Source organism: Enorma phocaeensis (assembly GCF_016901575.1).
In the GTDB taxonomy this organism is placed as follows: Bacteria; Actinomycetota; Coriobacteriia; order Coriobacteriales; family Coriobacteriaceae; genus Limicola; species Limicola phocaeensis_A.
The window spans coordinates 1-16,313 of sequence record NZ_JACJKQ010000001.1 but is presented as its reverse complement, the minus strand read 5'-3'; the positions used below and the strand labels follow the sequence as shown (position 1 = coordinate 16,313).

Annotated in this window: 12 protein-coding genes and 2 tRNA genes; 2 read left to right on the top strand and 12 right to left on the bottom strand. The window is 64.4% G+C overall.

Annotated features, from left to right (window positions below; genetic code table 11):
- The first annotated feature begins 96 nt into the window (after positions 1 to 96).
- A complete protein-coding gene (locus H6A15_RS00070; RefSeq protein ID WP_204671039.1) occupies positions 97 to 1,722 on the top strand; it encodes an FAD-dependent oxidoreductase in 1,626 nt (541 codons plus the stop codon).
- 216 nt (positions 1,723 to 1,938) lie between these two features.
- On the opposite strand, the gene H6A15_RS00065 is transcribed toward H6A15_RS00070, so the two are convergent.
- The 5 genes from H6A15_RS00065 to H6A15_RS00045 all read right to left on the bottom strand — a co-directional run bounded on the left by H6A15_RS00065 (position 1,939) and on the right by H6A15_RS00045 (position 4,159).
- Positions 1,939 to 2,014, bottom strand: a tRNA-Lys gene (locus H6A15_RS00065).
- A gap of 19 nt (positions 2,015 to 2,033) precedes the next feature.
- Positions 2,034 to 2,110 (bottom strand) — tRNA-His (locus tag H6A15_RS00060).
- Between the two features lie 107 nt (positions 2,111 to 2,217).
- Complete coding sequence (locus tag H6A15_RS00055; protein WP_204671037.1) at positions 2,218 to 2,676, bottom strand: VanZ family protein; 459 nt, start codon at positions 2,674 to 2,676, stop codon at positions 2,218 to 2,220.
- Positions 2,676 to 3,911: a hypothetical protein gene (locus H6A15_RS00050; protein ID WP_204671035.1), complete on the bottom strand. Its 1,236-nt coding sequence runs from the start codon at positions 3,909 to 3,911 to the stop codon at positions 2,676 to 2,678. Before H6A15_RS00050 ends, H6A15_RS00055 begins: the two co-directional genes overlap by 1 nt.
- A gap of 11 nt (positions 3,912 to 3,922) precedes the next feature.
- The gene (locus H6A15_RS00045; RefSeq protein ID WP_204671033.1) at positions 3,923 to 4,159 is read right to left on the bottom strand and encodes a hypothetical protein; all 237 of its coding nucleotides are present in this window, start codon (positions 4,157 to 4,159) and stop codon (positions 3,923 to 3,925) included.
- A gap of 211 nt (positions 4,160 to 4,370) precedes the next feature.
- On the opposite strand from H6A15_RS00045, the gene H6A15_RS00040 reads away from it, so the two are divergent.
- Positions 4,371 to 5,177, top strand: a complete 807-nt coding sequence (locus tag H6A15_RS00040) for an SDR family NAD(P)-dependent oxidoreductase (protein WP_204671031.1) — start codon at positions 4,371 to 4,373, stop codon at positions 5,175 to 5,177.
- Here the strand turns inward: H6A15_RS00040 and H6A15_RS00035 are convergent.
- From H6A15_RS00035 to glmM, 7 genes are all read right to left on the bottom strand, one after another.
- The gene (locus tag H6A15_RS00035; protein WP_204671022.1) at positions 5,152 to 6,123 is read right to left on the bottom strand and encodes a magnesium transporter CorA family protein; all 972 of its coding nucleotides are present in this window, start codon (positions 6,121 to 6,123) and stop codon (positions 5,152 to 5,154) included. The genes H6A15_RS00040 and H6A15_RS00035 overlap by 26 nt on opposite strands.
- 210 nt (positions 6,124 to 6,333) lie before the next feature.
- Entirely contained in the window at positions 6,334 to 8,736 is a 2,403-nt protein-coding gene (gene rho, locus H6A15_RS00030) for a transcription termination factor Rho (RefSeq protein ID WP_204671020.1), read from the bottom strand.
- A gap of 384 nt (positions 8,737 to 9,120) precedes the next feature.
- Complete coding sequence (gene argS / locus H6A15_RS00025; protein ID WP_204671018.1) at positions 9,121 to 10,965, bottom strand: arginine--tRNA ligase; 1,845 nt, start codon at positions 10,963 to 10,965, stop codon at positions 9,121 to 9,123.
- Positions 10,966 to 11,194: 229 nt separating this feature from the next.
- The gene (locus H6A15_RS00020; protein ID WP_204671016.1) at positions 11,195 to 12,646 is read right to left on the bottom strand and encodes an LCP family protein; all 1,452 of its coding nucleotides are present in this window, start codon (positions 12,644 to 12,646) and stop codon (positions 11,195 to 11,197) included.
- Between the two features lie 13 nt (positions 12,647 to 12,659).
- Entirely contained in the window at positions 12,660 to 13,568 is a 909-nt protein-coding gene (locus H6A15_RS00015) for a class B sortase (RefSeq protein ID WP_239462218.1), read from the bottom strand.
- Between the two features lie 261 nt (positions 13,569 to 13,829).
- Positions 13,830 to 14,474, bottom strand: coding sequence for a hypothetical protein (locus H6A15_RS00010; RefSeq protein ID WP_204671014.1), 645 nt, complete (start codon positions 14,472 to 14,474; stop codon positions 13,830 to 13,832).
- Between the two features lie 299 nt (positions 14,475 to 14,773).
- Positions 14,774 to 16,114 carry a phosphoglucosamine mutase gene (gene glmM, locus H6A15_RS00005; RefSeq protein ID WP_204671012.1) on the bottom strand — a complete coding sequence of 447 codons (1,341 nt, stop codon included), beginning with the start codon at positions 16,112 to 16,114 and terminating at the stop codon, positions 14,774 to 14,776.
- Between the last annotated feature and the right edge of the window lie 199 nt (positions 16,115 to 16,313).

Sequence of the window (16,313 nt, the reverse complement as noted above, 5' to 3'; positions counted from 1 at the left end):
GTTCGCAAACGCCGACCGCCCGAGAGGGCCGATGCGCGGGCATTGCCCCCCTGTATCGGAGAGGAGCCCATTGTGAAGTGCAGCCATCCGCCTCGCGTGCTTGTAATCGGAGCCGGCATCGCCGGCGCCTGCGCGGCCATCGAGGCGGCGCGCTCGGGCGCTTCGGTGACCCTGGTAAGCGCGGGCAAGCTCTTCTCGGGCTCTAGTTTCTACCCCGGGACCTGGGGGCTGGGCCTTATCGCACCCGTCGACGGATCAGACGAGGAGGACCTCGCCCGCACCATCTGCACGGTGGGCTGCGGCATGGCCAGCCCGTCGCTTGTCACGACCTTCGTCCATGACATTCCTCTTGGCATCACGTGGCTCGAAAGGCTCGGCGTCACGCTCAGACGTCCTGCTAGCGAAGCGAGCGCACACGAGGCCGCCTTCATCCCCTGCTTCGACCATAAAAACCGCGTCTGGCGCGGCTTGGTGCGTGAAAGCATGGAAGAGGCTTTTGGTTGCGAGATCGAGCGGCTCGACATTCGCGTTCTCGAGCATTGCGAGCTGATCGACCTCGTCGACACGCCGTCTGGCGCCATTGGCGGAGGCGTCGTCTATGACCGCGCCCACAACGGCCTCCATACGGTCTATGCCGAGGCAACGATCCTGGCAGCCGGCGGCACGAGCGGCCTGTTCTCTCGTCGCCTCACCTCAGGCGACGTGTTGGCATCGGCGCACGGGATCGCCCTCCTTCATGGCGCGCGGCTCATAAACATCGAGTTCATGCAGATGATGCCCGGCCTTCTATCTCCCAAGCGAGGCATCGTCTTTAACGAGAAGTCGTTCCGCTATGCCCGCACCACCCCACAGATTCCACGTGAGCTGCTTGAGGCGCGCTCTCCCTACGGACCCTTCACGTCGCGCCTGGCATCTCGCGCCGTCGACCTCGCCGTCGATGCGGCCGGGACGGAGGGATTGCCGCTCAGATACGAATTCCCCCGCGAAGACGTCCCGGAGTTTGTCCAGACCTTTACCAGCTGGCTTGAGGAGCAGCAAGGCATACATCCTACCGACGAGCTGCGCATCGGCATGTATGCACATGCCTCCAACGGCGGCATCGCCATCGACGAGGCGGGCTCGACAGGAATCCCCGGCCTGTTTGCATGCGGGGAGGTCACGGGCGGAATGCATGGCGCCGACCGAATCGGAGGCCTCTCGAGCGCCAACGGCCTCGTCTTTGGACGGCGCGCCGGGCACGCCGCCGCAGCGTATGGCGGCGACGCACCAAGGTGGCTGCCGGCCCACGTCTTAAGCGGCGTCGAGGCATTGGCAGCCTGGAAGGCAAGCCGGGCGGAACGCGGGGAGATGGCGGCGCTCGACCCATCAGAGGCATCGAGCACGCTCGCGAGGCTGCGGGAAGCCATGAGCGACGCGTGCATGGTCGTCCGCACCCACGAGGGGCTATCTAGGGCCGCTACAACCATCCAAGAGCTCCAGGAGCGCGTAGCGTCTCGCGCGGTACACGACGACGCGAACTCTCTGAATGATGCAGCCGACGCGTCGTGGCATGCCTCCTACGCCCGCATGAGGGCGCAGCTCCTCCTCGCACAAGCGATGGTGGCGTCGATGCTCGAGCGCACCGAGAGCCGTGGAGCGCACTACCGAGCCGACTTCCCCACCGAGGATCCCACGCAGGCGCGCCCCATCGTGCAGAGCCTTGAACGGCTAGAACACCGATAGAACGCCCTGGCGCCTCTCACCAACCTCTGCAGCGGGGGCACGGAGCACGGAGCAGACCGCGCGATTCACGCAAGGGTGCGAATGTCCGGCTACAGACAAGGCATCATGCAATCTCGCTGCAGACGACATCCACATCAGATGGGAGCGAGATCTTCCCTTGATACATAATACCTGTAATACAACGAAAGCCAGGCAATACCTGGCTTTTAGAAGCGATGGTGGACCGGCAGGGGTTCGAACCCTGGACCTTGGGATTAAGAGTCCCCTGCTCTACCAGCTGAGCTACCGGTCCGTCTATGTAAGAAACACACTGGGGTGGGTACAGGGACTCGAACCCTGGACCTACGGGACCACAACCCGTCGCTCTAGCCAACTGGGCTACACCCACCGTGTTCCTGCGCCTTCAGCGCTTGATTATTATTGCAGGAGCCCCATCCGGATGCAAGTACTTTTTTCAACTTTTTTGGCCGATTCGCCACATTCGTACTCTGGATATCATTTCTGCAGGTATTTGCGCCGATGACGTAAAGCGCGGCCTATGGATGCGCTCGAAAGGACGCCGAAGGCGGCGCCAGAGCAATCGAGCAGCACATCGGTCACCATGCCCGACCTGCCGGGCACGAACAGCTGGATGGTCTCGTCAATCGAAGGCACGAGCACAAGCGTGAGACAGAGCGCAAACAGCCGCGCGCGGTCAAAGGTTCGCATGGGATCGATCGCCTTCGCCATCACGGCGCCCAGCACGGCGTATTCGCTGAAGTGCGCCGCCTTGCGAACCACAAAGTTGGTGAGCCAGCCGCTTGCGATGCCGAGCGAATCCAGCAGCGAGCGCACATCGTCGAGGACATGCAAGCTAAACCCGTTGCTCGACGCGCCCGGCATGAGCGAGTTGCCCCAGATGACGCATATGATTGCGACGCCTGCGACCAGCCAGGGAATCGATACGCGCTTCATCAGCCCTCAGCCTGCTGCCTAGGAAAAGATGCCGTGCCGCCTTGAATGACGCGAAGGTACTCGCGGCTCGTTCGACGGACGCTCTGCGAGGAGGCGCGGTCGAGCTCCTGCTCGAGCAACTCGTTGACATGGCTGTGGATGCGCGTCTCACGATCGCCTTCCGCGATGGCGGCTGCCCTGGTTGACGTGGAGGCCGAGGCGGCGCGGAAATGCTTCGGCACATACGCAGGGGCCTCCTCTTGTACCGGCCCTTCGAGAATAGCAAGCGCCTGGGCCCACATGTCCTCATGGCCAGAGTAATCGACCATGGGAACCTCGATGTCGTCATCAGGCTCGTCGGCACGCATGCCGGCCCGAGTCGGAGCGACTCCCATGGAGCCCGTTGAGGACGGGCGCGGGGCAGCGACCCCGCGCGAGAGGGACGCCTGGACAGGAGCGACCGGCACGACGCCCGTCGTCGCCTTGGTCGTGATGCCGGCAGCAGAAACGCTCGGCGCACCGAGGGCGCCGGAATCTTCGAAGCGGTCGAGCGACGCGAGCGCCTGACGGGCGGCCTCGGTATCGTCCTCATCAAGCGAGACCGTCGTGGCACTCGTAGCATCATCTGAAGCGCTCAGGCTGGCAGTGGTCGCCGCACCCTCGTTGCGCAGCGCCATATAGGCGCCCGTGGTGTCGGCCAAGCTCTGCCGGAGCATCGACGCCGTCACGACGCCGGGCTCTCCGGCGGCTGGCTGCGCAGAGGAGGAAGCCTCGGCGGCATCGCCTGCAGGCGCCGCGGCGTGGGCGGACGAGCTTCGCTGAAGCTCCTCGAGCGCGATTTGATAGATGTCCTTGGAGCGCGTCGCGTCACAGCTGATCGGAGACCCGTCGGTGAAGGTGGCGTCGATCTCTGCCCACGCCTCCTCCTCGGAAAGCGCGTCGTGGGCGCGCGCGATGACGGGAACGTCCTTGGGCAGCGGCCTCATGCGCACAGCATCGGAATAACGACTGCCCGACGGCCGCGCCTCATCTTCTTCACGACGACGCTGCCGGCGGTCGGCAATGCCCGAGACCGCCGTCAGGATGCCAGCGCCGGCGACCGAGCCCACGGCGAACGGCACGACATTGGCCGCCACGACCTCGTGGACGCCCTCAAAAGGCATGGTGGCGACAAATGCCGCAGCAGGCACCGCAATGCCCGCAGCACAGGAAATGCCGACACGTGCCGCACGCGAACCTCTGCGAGAATCAGCCATCGCCGTCTCCTTCACCAGTTCCCGCCACCATAGACGGAACCACCCAAACCAACCAACGGCTCGCTCGAAACAAGATGACGATTGTGCGAAGGGATATGCCCCAGGCAACGGATGGTAGTGCGTTTCATCTCTGTTTTTCCGTCGCGATCGTTATGGCCATTATAGGCGAGCCACACAGCTTGCCAAGGGGAAACCGCAAAGAGGCCGAAAACGATGGGGAGCGAGCGCATCTGCAAAAACTCGATCATAGGTGCCGCCTCGGCATCAACCAAATGGGCCCCACCCGTCGCGTCGACCCACGGGCTCAATCGAATATGGTCGCGGCGGGCAAGCGGGCGTCTCGCGTTTGCGCGGGCGCATTTGGGGAACAACTATTACAATGCGCCTGCCCAGGGTCACCTACGTCCGCCTCGGCAGGCTTCGCGCACAACGTTTCGCTTGTTGAGGAATGGAGCACCCATGGCGAGCATCGCATTGGTCACCGGCGCGTCTTCGGGACTGGGCAGGGAGTTCGTCCGGCGCATCGACGCCGGCGACGCGGGCCATGTGGACGAGATCTGGGTCGTGGCGCGGCGCTCCGATCGCCTCGAGGCCCTCGTACGCACCTGCAAGACGCCGGTCCGCCCGTTCTGCCTCGATCTCACCGATCCCGTCTCCTTCGATATCATCGATGCCGCGCTTGCCGAAGAAGACGCCGACGTCGCCCTGCTGGTCAACAACGCCGGCTGCGGAACCTTTGGCCCGCTTGCCCTGCAGGAGGAGCGCGACGTCTCATGCATGCTGTCGCTTTTGGTCCGTGCTCCGGTCGAGATGATCTACCGCGCACTCCCCTACATGCATGCAGGATCCCGTATCCTCAACGTCGCGAGCGTCGCCGCCTTTATGCCGCAACCCGGCCTTGCCGTGTACGCGGCCGCAAAGCGCTTCGTGCTCGACCTCTCGCGCTCGCTTGACACCGAACTCGGCGAGGTGGGCATCCACTCCACCGCCGTCTGCCCGAAATTCATGCATACCGAGTTTCTCGACAGGCCCGGCGACGCAGAGACCATGGAGACCATGTCTGCGCTTATCGGCTTCGAGGGTCCCGACAGGGTGGCTGCGAAGGCGCTTGCTGCCGCCCGCGCGGGACGGCAGCTCTGCATACCCTCTGCAGACATGAAGGCCTTCTACATTGCAAGCAAGGTGCTCCCCTATCGCGTCGCCGCGCGGCTGGAGAGGGCCCTGTTTGACATCGTCGAGCCTAGTGCCACATGCCCAGACGCTTGAAGATGTAGGCGGCCACGATACAGCAGACCGCGGTGACCAGAACCGGGAAGACCCAGGTGCCCACAAACGGGACGCCCTCAAACGGCAAGGCCACATTCATGCCGTAGAAACCAAAGATGATGTTGGGGATCGCCATGACGATGGTGATGACCGAGAGCACCTTCATGACGATGTTCAGGTTGTTCGAGATGACGCTCGCAAACGCATCCATGGTGCCGGAGAGCGTGTTGGAGTAGATGTTGCACATCTCGATGGCCTGGTGAATCTCGACGAGCACGTCCTCGAGCAGATCCTGGTCCTCTTCGTAGAGCGGAATGAGCCTGCCGTGCATGATCTTGTTGAGAGTCACCTCATCGGCCTTGAGCGACGTCGAGAAGTAGACGAGCGACTTCTCGAGATTGAGCATCTGGATGAGCTCCTCGTTGCGCACCGACGCATGCAGGCGCGCCTCGGTATTGGAGGAGAGCCGGTCGATGCGGCGCAGGTAGATGAGGTACAGCTGGCTGATGCGCAGCAGCAGCTGCAGCAAGAACCTCGTGCGGTAGCGCGTGTCGACCCCGCGGATACGGCCCTTTGCCATGTCTTCGGTCACCAGATTCTCGTGCAGGCTCACGGTGACGAACTGGTTCTTGTCCGGCATGAACACCATAGACAGCGGCATGGTGTCATACTGCAGCGGCAGCGTGTCGCGCGTGCCCGGCGTGAACTTCGCCGTCGGGTAGTCCACGATCACGAAGATCTGGTTGACGTCGTCATCGTAGTCGATGCGCGAGGTCTCCTCCTCGTCCAATGCCGAGCGCAAGAACTCGGGCAGCACGCCCAACTCGTTTTCCAGCAGCGCCCGCTCCTCGGCGGTGGGATCGACCACGTTGATCCAGCATCCCGGTTCAGGCGCCTCCACCAGCGCAGTCTTGCCATCGGCCCCTGTCTTGTAATACTCGATCATCGTGCATCCCCGCCTTTCGTTGGAAACCCTGGTGTTTCGGGGCGGACCTGCCGTCCCCGCCGACGCCTCGCGTCAAGCCCATATACGATACCGCAAGAAAAAGCGCCCGCTGCGATGACGCGCGGGCGCTCGAAAAGACCTTACATCGAGCTTACCGACACCAGACGAGACGGGACGTCTTGCGGCGGCAGCTCAAGCGAGGCGCTGCCGCTACCGGAGCTCGCCGAGGTCGGCGGCGCGCTTTGCGGAGCGGATGAGGAACTCCTCGTTGGAGTTGGTGCTCTTGAGCCCCTTGATGAAGGAGGACGCGCAGCGCTCGGTGTTGTTCATGTTGGCAAGCACGCGGCGGATGCCCCACACGAACGGGCGCATCTGCTCGTCGATGAGCAGGTCCTCGTTGCGCGTGCCTGATGCCACCGGGTCGATCGCCGGGAAGATGCGGCGGTCGGCGAGGTCGCGGTCGAGCTTGAGCTCCATATTGCCGGTACCCTTGAACTCCTCGAAGATCACCTCGTCCATCTTGGACCCGGTATCGATGAGCGCGGATGCCAAGATGGTGAGCGAGCCGCCGTTTTCAATGTTGCGCGCGGCGCCCAGGAAGCGCTTCGGAGGATAGAGGGCCGCCGAGTCGACGCCGCCCGAGAGGATGCGGCCGGACGCCGGCGCAGCCAGGTTGTAGGCGCGTGCGAGACGGGTGATGGAGTCGAGCACCACCACGACGTCGCCGCCGAGCTCCACCAAGCGCTTGGCGCGCTCGATGACGAGCTCGGACACCCGGGTGTGGTTATCGGCCGGCATGTCGAACGTGGAAGCGACGACCTCGCCCTTGATGGAGCGCTGCATGTCGGTGACCTCTTCGGGGCGCTCGTCGACGAGCAGGCAGATGAGGTGCACCTCGGGGTTGTTCGTGGCAATGGATTGGCAGATCTTCTTCAAGATGGTGGTCTTGCCCGCCTTGGGCGGCGATACGATCAGGCCGCGCTGGCCCTTGCCGACGGGCGCGACGATGTCGATGGCGCGACCGGTGATGGAGTCCTTGCCGTGCTCCATCTTGAGGCGCTCGTTGGGATAGATCGGCGTGAGGTCGCTGAACTTGGGACGGGTGCGAATCTGCTCGGGATCGAGGCCGTTCACGCTCGTGATCTTCGCCAGGCCGGGATACTTGTCCCCCTGGCGCGAGGGGCGAAGGGTGCCCACGATGAAGTCGCCGGGACGCAGGCGTGCCGCGCGGATGAGATTGGCGGGAACGAAGGCGTCGTCGCGGCTCTGCATGTACCCGTGAGCACGGATATGGCCGAAGCCTTCGTTTGAGATCTCGAGGATGCCCTCGATGTCGCGGAAGCCCTCGGCGCGTGCTGCGGCCTGATAGACCTCCTCGACGAGCTGGGCCTTTTTCTTGCCCGTGACGTCGATATCGAGCTCGCGGGCCTTCTCGCGCAGCTCGGCGACCTTCATGGCTGAGAGGTCGTCGCGGGAGAGCGACGGCTCCGTAGGAACGTTGAAGCGGTTGTTGCGCTGCTTGCGGTCCTTCTGGCGGCCACGGCGGTCGTTGCGGTCGCCCTGGTTGCGGTCGTTGCGGTCAAAACGACCCTCGCGGCCCTCGCGCTCCCCGCGGTCGCCTCCGCGCTCGCCGCGGTCGCGGCGCTGCGCATGGGAGCGGCGCGCATGCTCCTGGGACGCCGCCTCCCCCGCCTGGTCGGCAGGCGCCTCTTCAGCCGTCGCGGCTGCAGGTGCCTCTTCGGCAGCCGCCTCGTCGGCGGCCTTCTTGCGCTTGCGGCCGGCAGCCTTCTTGCCCTCCGCCGCCGCAGCGCGACGACCGCGTCCGGGATGCACGTCGGCAGCGTCCTCGGGCGCCGGAGCAGCCTGGGAGGATGCGTCCTCCGGGGACTGCGAGGCGTCGCGGGCCTCCGCGCCATCGAGCGCATGAGCATCGCGCGGGGCGACGTCCTCGGAAGCGGCGGCGCCGGCGGCAGGCGTATCGGCATGCTCGGGCGCCTGAGCCGCCTCGGCGGCAGCCTGGGCGGCGGCGAGCGCCTCGGCGGCACGACGCTCCGCCTCGACGTAGGCCTTGGGCTTGCGGCCACGGCGATGCGGGCGCAGGGCAGGATCAACGAGGGGAATCTCTACCTGCAGAGGCTCAGAGCCTGAAGGAGCATCTCCGACACCGGCGATGGCCTCTGCGGCGCGCTCGGCGGCACGACGCTGCCTGCGCACCACCGACGCCTGGGAAACCTGGGCCAACGCGCGCGCCTGGGCGACCTCGTCGGAGATGGGTGCCGACGGCGCCTTCTCTGCACCGGCGTCCGCCGTCTTGGCGCGACGCGTCCGGCGCTTTGCAGCGGGAGCCGCATCGGCGCCCTCAGAAGCGGCGGAAGCCGCCTTGGGCTTGCGCCCGCGACGGCGAGGACGCTCCTCCGCAGGTGCATCCGCAGCGTTTTTCTGGGCGGATGCTGGCTCGACCGCCGTTGGAGCGCCGCCATCGCCTGCAGGCGTCCCAGAGGAGCGCTTCTCCTCACGAGCGGCTGGGGCTTGTTTTGGAGCCTCCGCCTCGGGTGCCGGCGCGACGTTCGCGCGTTCCTGCTGGGGCGCAGGTGACTCTACGGCACCATTCATGTCTTCTGTCACGTATCTGCCAACTTTCTTCCGATGGACGCTCTCGCCTGCGATGCGTCCACTCGACGCCCTTCGCGACATGCCGCGCTCAGGACCTGGTCCTGCATGCAAATATCGCCCGTCGCCGAGACAAATAGGTAAGAATGCAAGCGCCTTGGCATCTCGGATGCACCGCCAAGAAGTAATTACTCGCGCCAAACGTCACATATGCTGCTGCGGTGCCGAAATATGTTCTTAAGGGGAGATGCGCCTTTGCGCACCTGTAGTGTAACACAACCCACCAAACGCGCCGACAAAACGAACGCCCGCCCGGCGAACGGCCGGACGGGCGTCATAAACGCGTCATATACGCACGGCTACCGGGGCAAACCGGCGCCGGAGAGCCTACATCTGCGTAGGCGCGGACACGCCGATGAGCGACAGGACGAGCGCGAGCACCGAGCGGACGGCGTCGCAGGCGGCGAGACGGGCGCGGGTGAGCTCCGGATCGACCGGACGGCCCTCGCTCGGCAGCACCTGGCACGCGGCGTAGAAGCTGTGGAAGTCGGCGGCCAGCTCCTCCAGATAATGGGTGAGGCGGAACGGCGCGCGGTCACGGGCGCAGCCAGCGATGAGGTCCTGCAGCTCGGAGAGCTTGCGGGAGAGCGCGAGCTCGGTGGGGTCGGTGAGCAGCGAGTAGTTGACGTCGCTGCCGACGGCCTTCACCGCGACGGCCTCCATGCCCATGAGGTCGGCCTGCTCCTTGGTAACGCCTGCAGCCTTGCGCAGGATGGAGCAGATGCGGGCGTGGGCATACTGCACGTAATACACGGGGTTCGACTGGCTCTTCTCCTTCACGGCATCGATGTCGAAGTCGATGGTCTGGTTGGAGGAGCGGGAGACGAGCGTGTAGCGGGTGGCGTCGGCACCCACCTCGTCGATGAGTTCGCGGAAGGTGATCATCGTGCCCTTGCGCTTGGACATGCGCACGGGCTTGCCGGAGCGAAGCAGGTTCACGAACTGGCCCAGCGGCACCTCGAACTGCCCGGGGTAGCCGAGGGCGTCGCAGACGGCGCGCACGCGGGCGATATAGCCATGGTGGTCGGCGCCCCAGATGTCGATGACATGGTCCACGCGCTGGAACTTGTTCCAGTGGTAGGCGATATCGGAGGAGAAGTAGGTGTAGTCGCCGTTGGACTTCTGAATCACGCGGTCCTTGTCGTCACCGAAGGCGGTGGACTTGAACCACAGCGCGCCGTCGTCGGTGCGATAGAGGTAGCCCATCTCATCGAGCTTGGCGTAGGCGCGCTCGACCGGAGAGGTGCCCGTCCAGTCCTTCTGGTACATGGTGCGCTCGCTCATCCACACGTCGAAGTCGCAGCGCACGTCGTGGCAGGTCTCGCGCATGTCCTTGAGCATCTTCTGATAGCCGCGCTCGCGGAAGGAGAGCATGCGCTCCTGCGGGTCGGCGTCGACCCACTTGTCGCCATCGCTCTTCCAGAAGGCAGCCGCCTCGTCGATGATGTAGGTGCCGCCGTAGGAGTCCTTGCCGAGGTCGGCCGTGAAGTCATCCATGTAGGGATGGCTGTCGGGATGCTCGTCGGCCTCGTCCTGCACGAAGTTGTCGCGGTCCTTTGCCAGGAAGTCGCGGGCGGCGTCGATGTCGCAGCCCTGCTTCTCCATGATGTCGGCGAGCTGCATATAGCGCTTCGAGATGGAGTTGCCGAAGGTGTTCATCTGGTTGCCGTAGTCGTTGATCCAGAACTCGCGCTGAATGTCGTAGCCGGCGTGCGACATGACGCGGCACATGGAGTCGCCAAGCGCGGCCCAGCGACCATGGCCCACGTGCATGGGGCCGACGGGGTTTGCGGAAACGAACTCGACCTGGGTCTTGAGGCCGCCGCCCACGTTGGAGCGGGCGAAGTCCATGCCCTGCTCGCGCGCCTCGGCAAACACGGCGTTCTTGGCAGCGGCAGACAGGTAGAAGTTGATGAAGCCGGGGCCAGCGACCTCGACCTTCTCGACAACCGGGTCTGCGGGCATGTGCGCGCACACGGCGTCGGCGATCTTCTTCGGGGCGCAGTGCGCGAACTTGGCGGACTTCAGCGCCATGGTGGAGGTCCACTCACCATGAGAAGTGTCCGCCGGTCGCTCGACACCGCAATCTTCCAGGTCGAACGCGGGCAGGTCGCCTGCGTCCTGGGCCGCGGCGAGTGCGGCGCGAACCAGCTCTTCAATCTTCTCGGGCATGAAAATCCTCCTCCACATTGGTTGCTCGCGCGCTGGGATTGGCAGCGTCGATGTAAACGCGCATACTTTAGCACACTTCAGTGCGCAAGGGTGCTCTACCTGCATAGAACTGCCGGTTCTTTCAGGCATTTTGCATTTCTTTATGCGTAGACCGCCCCGCACCCCCGCCCCGGAGGGCCACTGGACCTCAATTTGCGATACCACTGTCGCGCAACAGGGATTCTCCCGCCTATTCCTCGGTGTCCTCAGCCGCCTTCTCATCCACCACGGTGTAATAGGTGTCGAGCACGGTCTCGTATACGCTCGTCATGTCGGGATAGAACTCGACGTATTGCGTGCCCTTCACCGCCTCGCCCTGAAGCGTCGTCACGTCGAGCTGGCTCATGCCGTTTTGGATGAGCTGCGCGGCCAAGAAGCTGAACTCGCTCAGCCCCAGGTTGGTGGTGGAGTATTCGAGCGCGGTGTTATACAGGTCGATCAACACGCCGGGATTGCCCTGCGCGCTGGCGATTGCCTGCGGGAAGAACGCCTGAAGGTACTGCACCTGGCGAGCCTGCCGATCGAGCGACGAGGTGAGCTGCGAGGTGTCGCGATACTGCAGGTAGTTCAGCGCAAGCCTGCCGCGAAGCGTGATCTGCTGGCCCTCGACGATCGAGGTGTTTGGGATGGAGGCAATCGGGGTGAGCGTCACGCCGCCCACGGCATCGTTCAGAGGACCGACGCCGTTCATGTCCATGGCGAAGTAGTACTCCATGGGCACGTTGTAGAGCACGCGCGACACGGCGCGGACCACGTTGCGGCTGCTCTCGTCATACCCGTCGCCATAGCTGAAGGCAAGCGCGATCTGCATCTGGTCCTGGCCGATGAACGCGTCGCCCAGATGCTCGTCCACGTCGACCATGGTGTCGCGCGGAATGCCGATGACGCGCATCGCGCCCGTCTCGGTATCCATGGCGACGACCATGATCGCGTCGCCCTGCCCCGCCTTGCCCGTGGTCTCCACGCTGTCACGCCTGTCGTAGCCGATGACCACGATCGACACCATGTTCTCGTTGTATCGATAGGTCTTGCCCTGGTATTCGACCGTCAGGCCCTCGTCTTTGGTCTCGGCGTCTTCCGCCGCCTGCAGGTCCTCGGGCGTCGAGGCGCTGCGGAGCGCCTCGCCGCCCTGCGCCACGAGGCGGTTGAGCGCAAAGACGGCCGTCCCGGCGAGCACGGCCACCACGAGCACCGCCGCGGCGGCGATTTTAAGGCGGCGCTTTGCCTTGTTATGGGTCTTTTTGCGTACGCGACGAAGCCCCTCGTGAGGGTCGGTCGGCAGCTCGGGCAGCGGCGGCAGGTCGCCGTCTTGCACCTCTTCCCGCTCAGGGTCGACAGGCTCTCCGGCATCTTCTGGATGCGCGGCATCCAGAGACTTCCCGTCATCCACCGCGCTAGAAGCTCCAAAAGAAGGTTTTGCATCAGCTTCTCGCACATCGGCGGCGTCTTCGCCGGCCTCGTCATGTTGGGCGGGGTCCGGCTTCGACGGCTTGAAATGGTTGCCACGGGGGCGCGCAGGCAAATCGTCCTCCTCCGCCTCGGCGCCGTCCGCATCGGGAGACGCGGAGAGCTTGGCGCCCGAAGGCTGGAGGCCCGCCTCCCTCCTCTCGCGCGCAGCCCCGCCCATTACGGTGTCTTCCATGCCGGCGGCATCCTCACTTGGTCTCTTGGTCATCGACCAACACTCCTGTCACCAGATAGCGGGTATTGTCGCTCGTGCTCACGCCGTTGCAGGTGCTCAGCTGCACGATCTTGTCATCAGTGGTGAGCGTGACGCCGTCGCGGACGTTCACCACCATCGAGGTGGGGTTCAACACCGAATCAAAGTACCGCTGGCGCACAGCAAGATCCGAGAAGTCGAAGCTGTTCATGATGTGGCGGTCGTCGTACACATATGCCGCCACGATCCGGTAGGTAAGGATGTGGCCGGGCGTGTAGATATACATGTCTTCGTGCTCGTCGAAGAACGTCTTGTCCTCAAATTTGTGGAGGTCGCCGAACATGGTCCCGTTGTCGGTGTCGTGCCCGTATACGAGGGTCACCGGGTCGGAGAAGTCGCGCGCATTCATGCTCTGGGTGAAGATGGAGCCAAAGACGTCGTCGGCACCCGTAACGTCGCGCCTCAGATAGAAGTTGTCGTCGACCGAGCTCTGCACGATGGGGAGGTTGACGCCGGTGTCGGGAATATAGATCCACGCATAGATGTCGGCGCTCTTTTCCTGTTCCGCCGCGAAGTCGATGGGGTTGTCGGGCAGCTCCTCCTCGGTGGGAGTCTCGGGAACCGGCGTCTGCTCCTGTCGCTCGCGCGCACGCTCGCCAGCGGAGAGCACGCCCGAAAGCGTAACGAAACCGCCCACGGCGACCGCCAGGCACACGACGAGCACGGCAACCAGCACGGGCCTGCGCAGCGCCGACGTCGAGCCAGGAGCCTGATGGGGCCGGGAGCCCTGCTTGGGGCCATGAGCCATCCCGGAGTCGGGCGCTGACTCGGCGTCCTTCGCCGAGGCGGACCCAGGCGACTCCTGAGAATCGGTCGCCACCTCAGGTGAGACGCTCGATTCCATCTTGGACGAAGCGTCGCTTGGGCGCTCCTCCCCCGCTGGGACCAGATCCGATGCCGGGGACACGCGAGCATGCTTGCCAAGCCTGTTGCCGTCTGTCATCTCTCATCCATTCCTACTGCCACCAACGTCTGGCCTCGAGAGTCGTGAAACGTGTGGCAGATATACAAAATGGGAACCCGCGCAAAGCAGGTTCCCATCACATGCCTATAACGTAGCGGCGCCTCGGCGTACGAACGCAAGCGACGCCTGCAACATGCAAGCCTACTTGGAGCCCTTCTTACGCAGAGCGACGGCGGAGGCAGCGGCGCCCATGGTGGCGACTGCGGTCACTGCGGCGATCGGGGCAACGAAGACGCCGGTCTGGGGCGAAGTCGCAGAGGTGTCGGGGTTGGCGGTCGAGCCGGTGCCCGTGGTGGTTCCGGCGCCGTCAGCGGGGACGGAGTCCTTGTCGACGACGACGGAGAAGACCGAGAGGCGGTCGACGGTGATCTCGATGGTGCCGTTGGCGGCAACGGTCACCTCGCGAACCTCGCTCGAGCCGTCACCGTGGGTGATGTAGACGGTCGCGTTGGCACCCGCGTACTCGGAGCCGACGCTGAAGGTGAGCGTGAGCTCAGTGAAGGTGGCGTCGCCCACGGCCTCGACGGTGAAGGTGGCATCGGGGGCCACGCCGGCGGGCACGTTATCTGCCTGGACGCCGGTGTCGGCAGGCAGGACCTCGATGTAGCCGGAGCCGGAGGCGCTCGTGACGTCGCCGGAGACGGTCATCGACACGTCGATGCCGTTCGGGGCGGACGGGGAGGTGACGGTGGTGCCGCTCGGGCTGTTGAACTGAGCAGCAAGCGCAACGCAGGGGACAGAAAACGCCAGCGTCGCAGCAGCAAGCATGGTGACAAACTTCTTCATACAGGTGGCTCCTTCTCATGTTGCCAAAGCCGGGAAGAAATAGTGTCCTACCCCTCCCATGTTTGTTACATAGTAGGAGGGGTGACATTATTCGTCAATGAGGAAGCCTCCGTCTTTGCATAAACGTTACGCCGACGGCGGCAGGCCTACCGCCCACCTGCCCAAACTCGTCCCACCTGCCCGCGGCCACGCACCGCGCACCAACCAGTTCTCCATAGCTGTCAATATATAAGTAAGGACCGTATGAACGCCCCTGCCCATGCGGCCCTTACGACAGCTTCTTATTTGCCGACACTTCCCTACTCGGCGCGGTGCGGCTCCAGCGCCTTCAGCACGATCCCGTTTGCCTGACGGCACAGCTCGTCGGTCGGCGCCTCCGCGAGCGTGCGCACCAGAGGCTCGGTACCGCTTGCACGCACGAGCACGCGGCCGCGGTCACCCAGAAACTCGTCCGCCTGCTTCGCCGCATCGGCAACCGCAGGATCGCCCATGGCGGCGTCCTTGTCCTTCACGCGCACGTTCACGAGCTCCTGCGGATACAGCTTGACGGGCGCGCACAGCTGAGAGAGGGTCTCGCGCTCGGCACGGATGACCTCCATGACGCGCAGGCTCGTCATGATGCCGTCGCCGGTGCACTCGATGTCGCCAAAGATGATGTGGCCAGACTGCTCGCCACCCAGGCTGTAGCCGTTCTTGCGCATGCAGGCATAGACGTTCTTGTCGCCCACCGCGGTGGTCTCGTAGGAGAGGCGCGCCTGGTCGAACGCCTTGAAGAGGCCGTAGTTGCTCATGACCGTGGGCACGACGGTGCCGGCGGTGAGGCGGCCGTGCTTGTTCAGGTAGACGCCGCAGACATACATGATGAGGTCGCCGTCGACCACGTTGCCGCGCTCGTCGACCGCGATGCAGCGGTCGGCGTCGCCGTCATAGGCGAAGCCCACGTCAAGACCCTGCTCGACCACATGGCGGCGCAGCCGGTCGATATGGGTGGAGCCGCAGTCGACGTTGATGTTGAGGCCGTTCGGCGCGTTGTTGATCACGCGGACGTCGGCGCCGAGGGCGTCGAACACGGGCTTGGCCACCGAAGACGCCGAGCCGTTGGCGCAGTCGAGGCCGACCTTCACGCCCTGCAGCGAGAAGTTGGCGCTGGCAATGAGGTGCGCGATGTAGCGGTTGCGGCCCTGCATGTAGTCGATGGTCGAGCCGATATGGTCGCCGGTGGCAAGCGGCACCTCGCTCTTGCCGTCGATGTAGTCCTCGATGAGCTCAAGGACGTCCTCGTCCATCTTGTAGCCCTCGCTGTTGACAAGTTTGATGCCGTTGTCGGTATAGGGATTGTGCGAGGCGGAGATCATGATGCCGCAGTCGAAGCGGCCGTCGACCGTCTCGTAGGCAACGCCCGGCGTAGGGATGACGTGCAGCATGTACACGTCTGCCCCCGAGGCGACGAGGCCCGCGGTGAGCGCCGACTCGAACATATAGCTCGAGCGGCGCGTGTCCTTGCCCAGCACGACACGGGCCTTGCGGCCCTGGCGCTCGCCGTAGTACCAGCCAACATAGCGGCCGATCTTGAAGGCATGCTCGACGGTGAGCCCCACGTTGGCCTCTCCGCGGAAGCCGTCGGTGCCGAAGTATTTCATCGCTGGATCCTTTCGAATAGGCGTCCGATTGCAGACGGGCAAAACGCCGCGCCCCTATGCCGCCGCAACCCGAGGAGCCACGGCAGGGTACCGTCAAGATTCTTGCGCACTTTCCGACAGCCCCATAGGCCCGCCCTCCGGTGCGGCTACCCCTCCAGCAGCGTCACGTCCAGATAGCGGCGGGACCCCCATTCGCTCT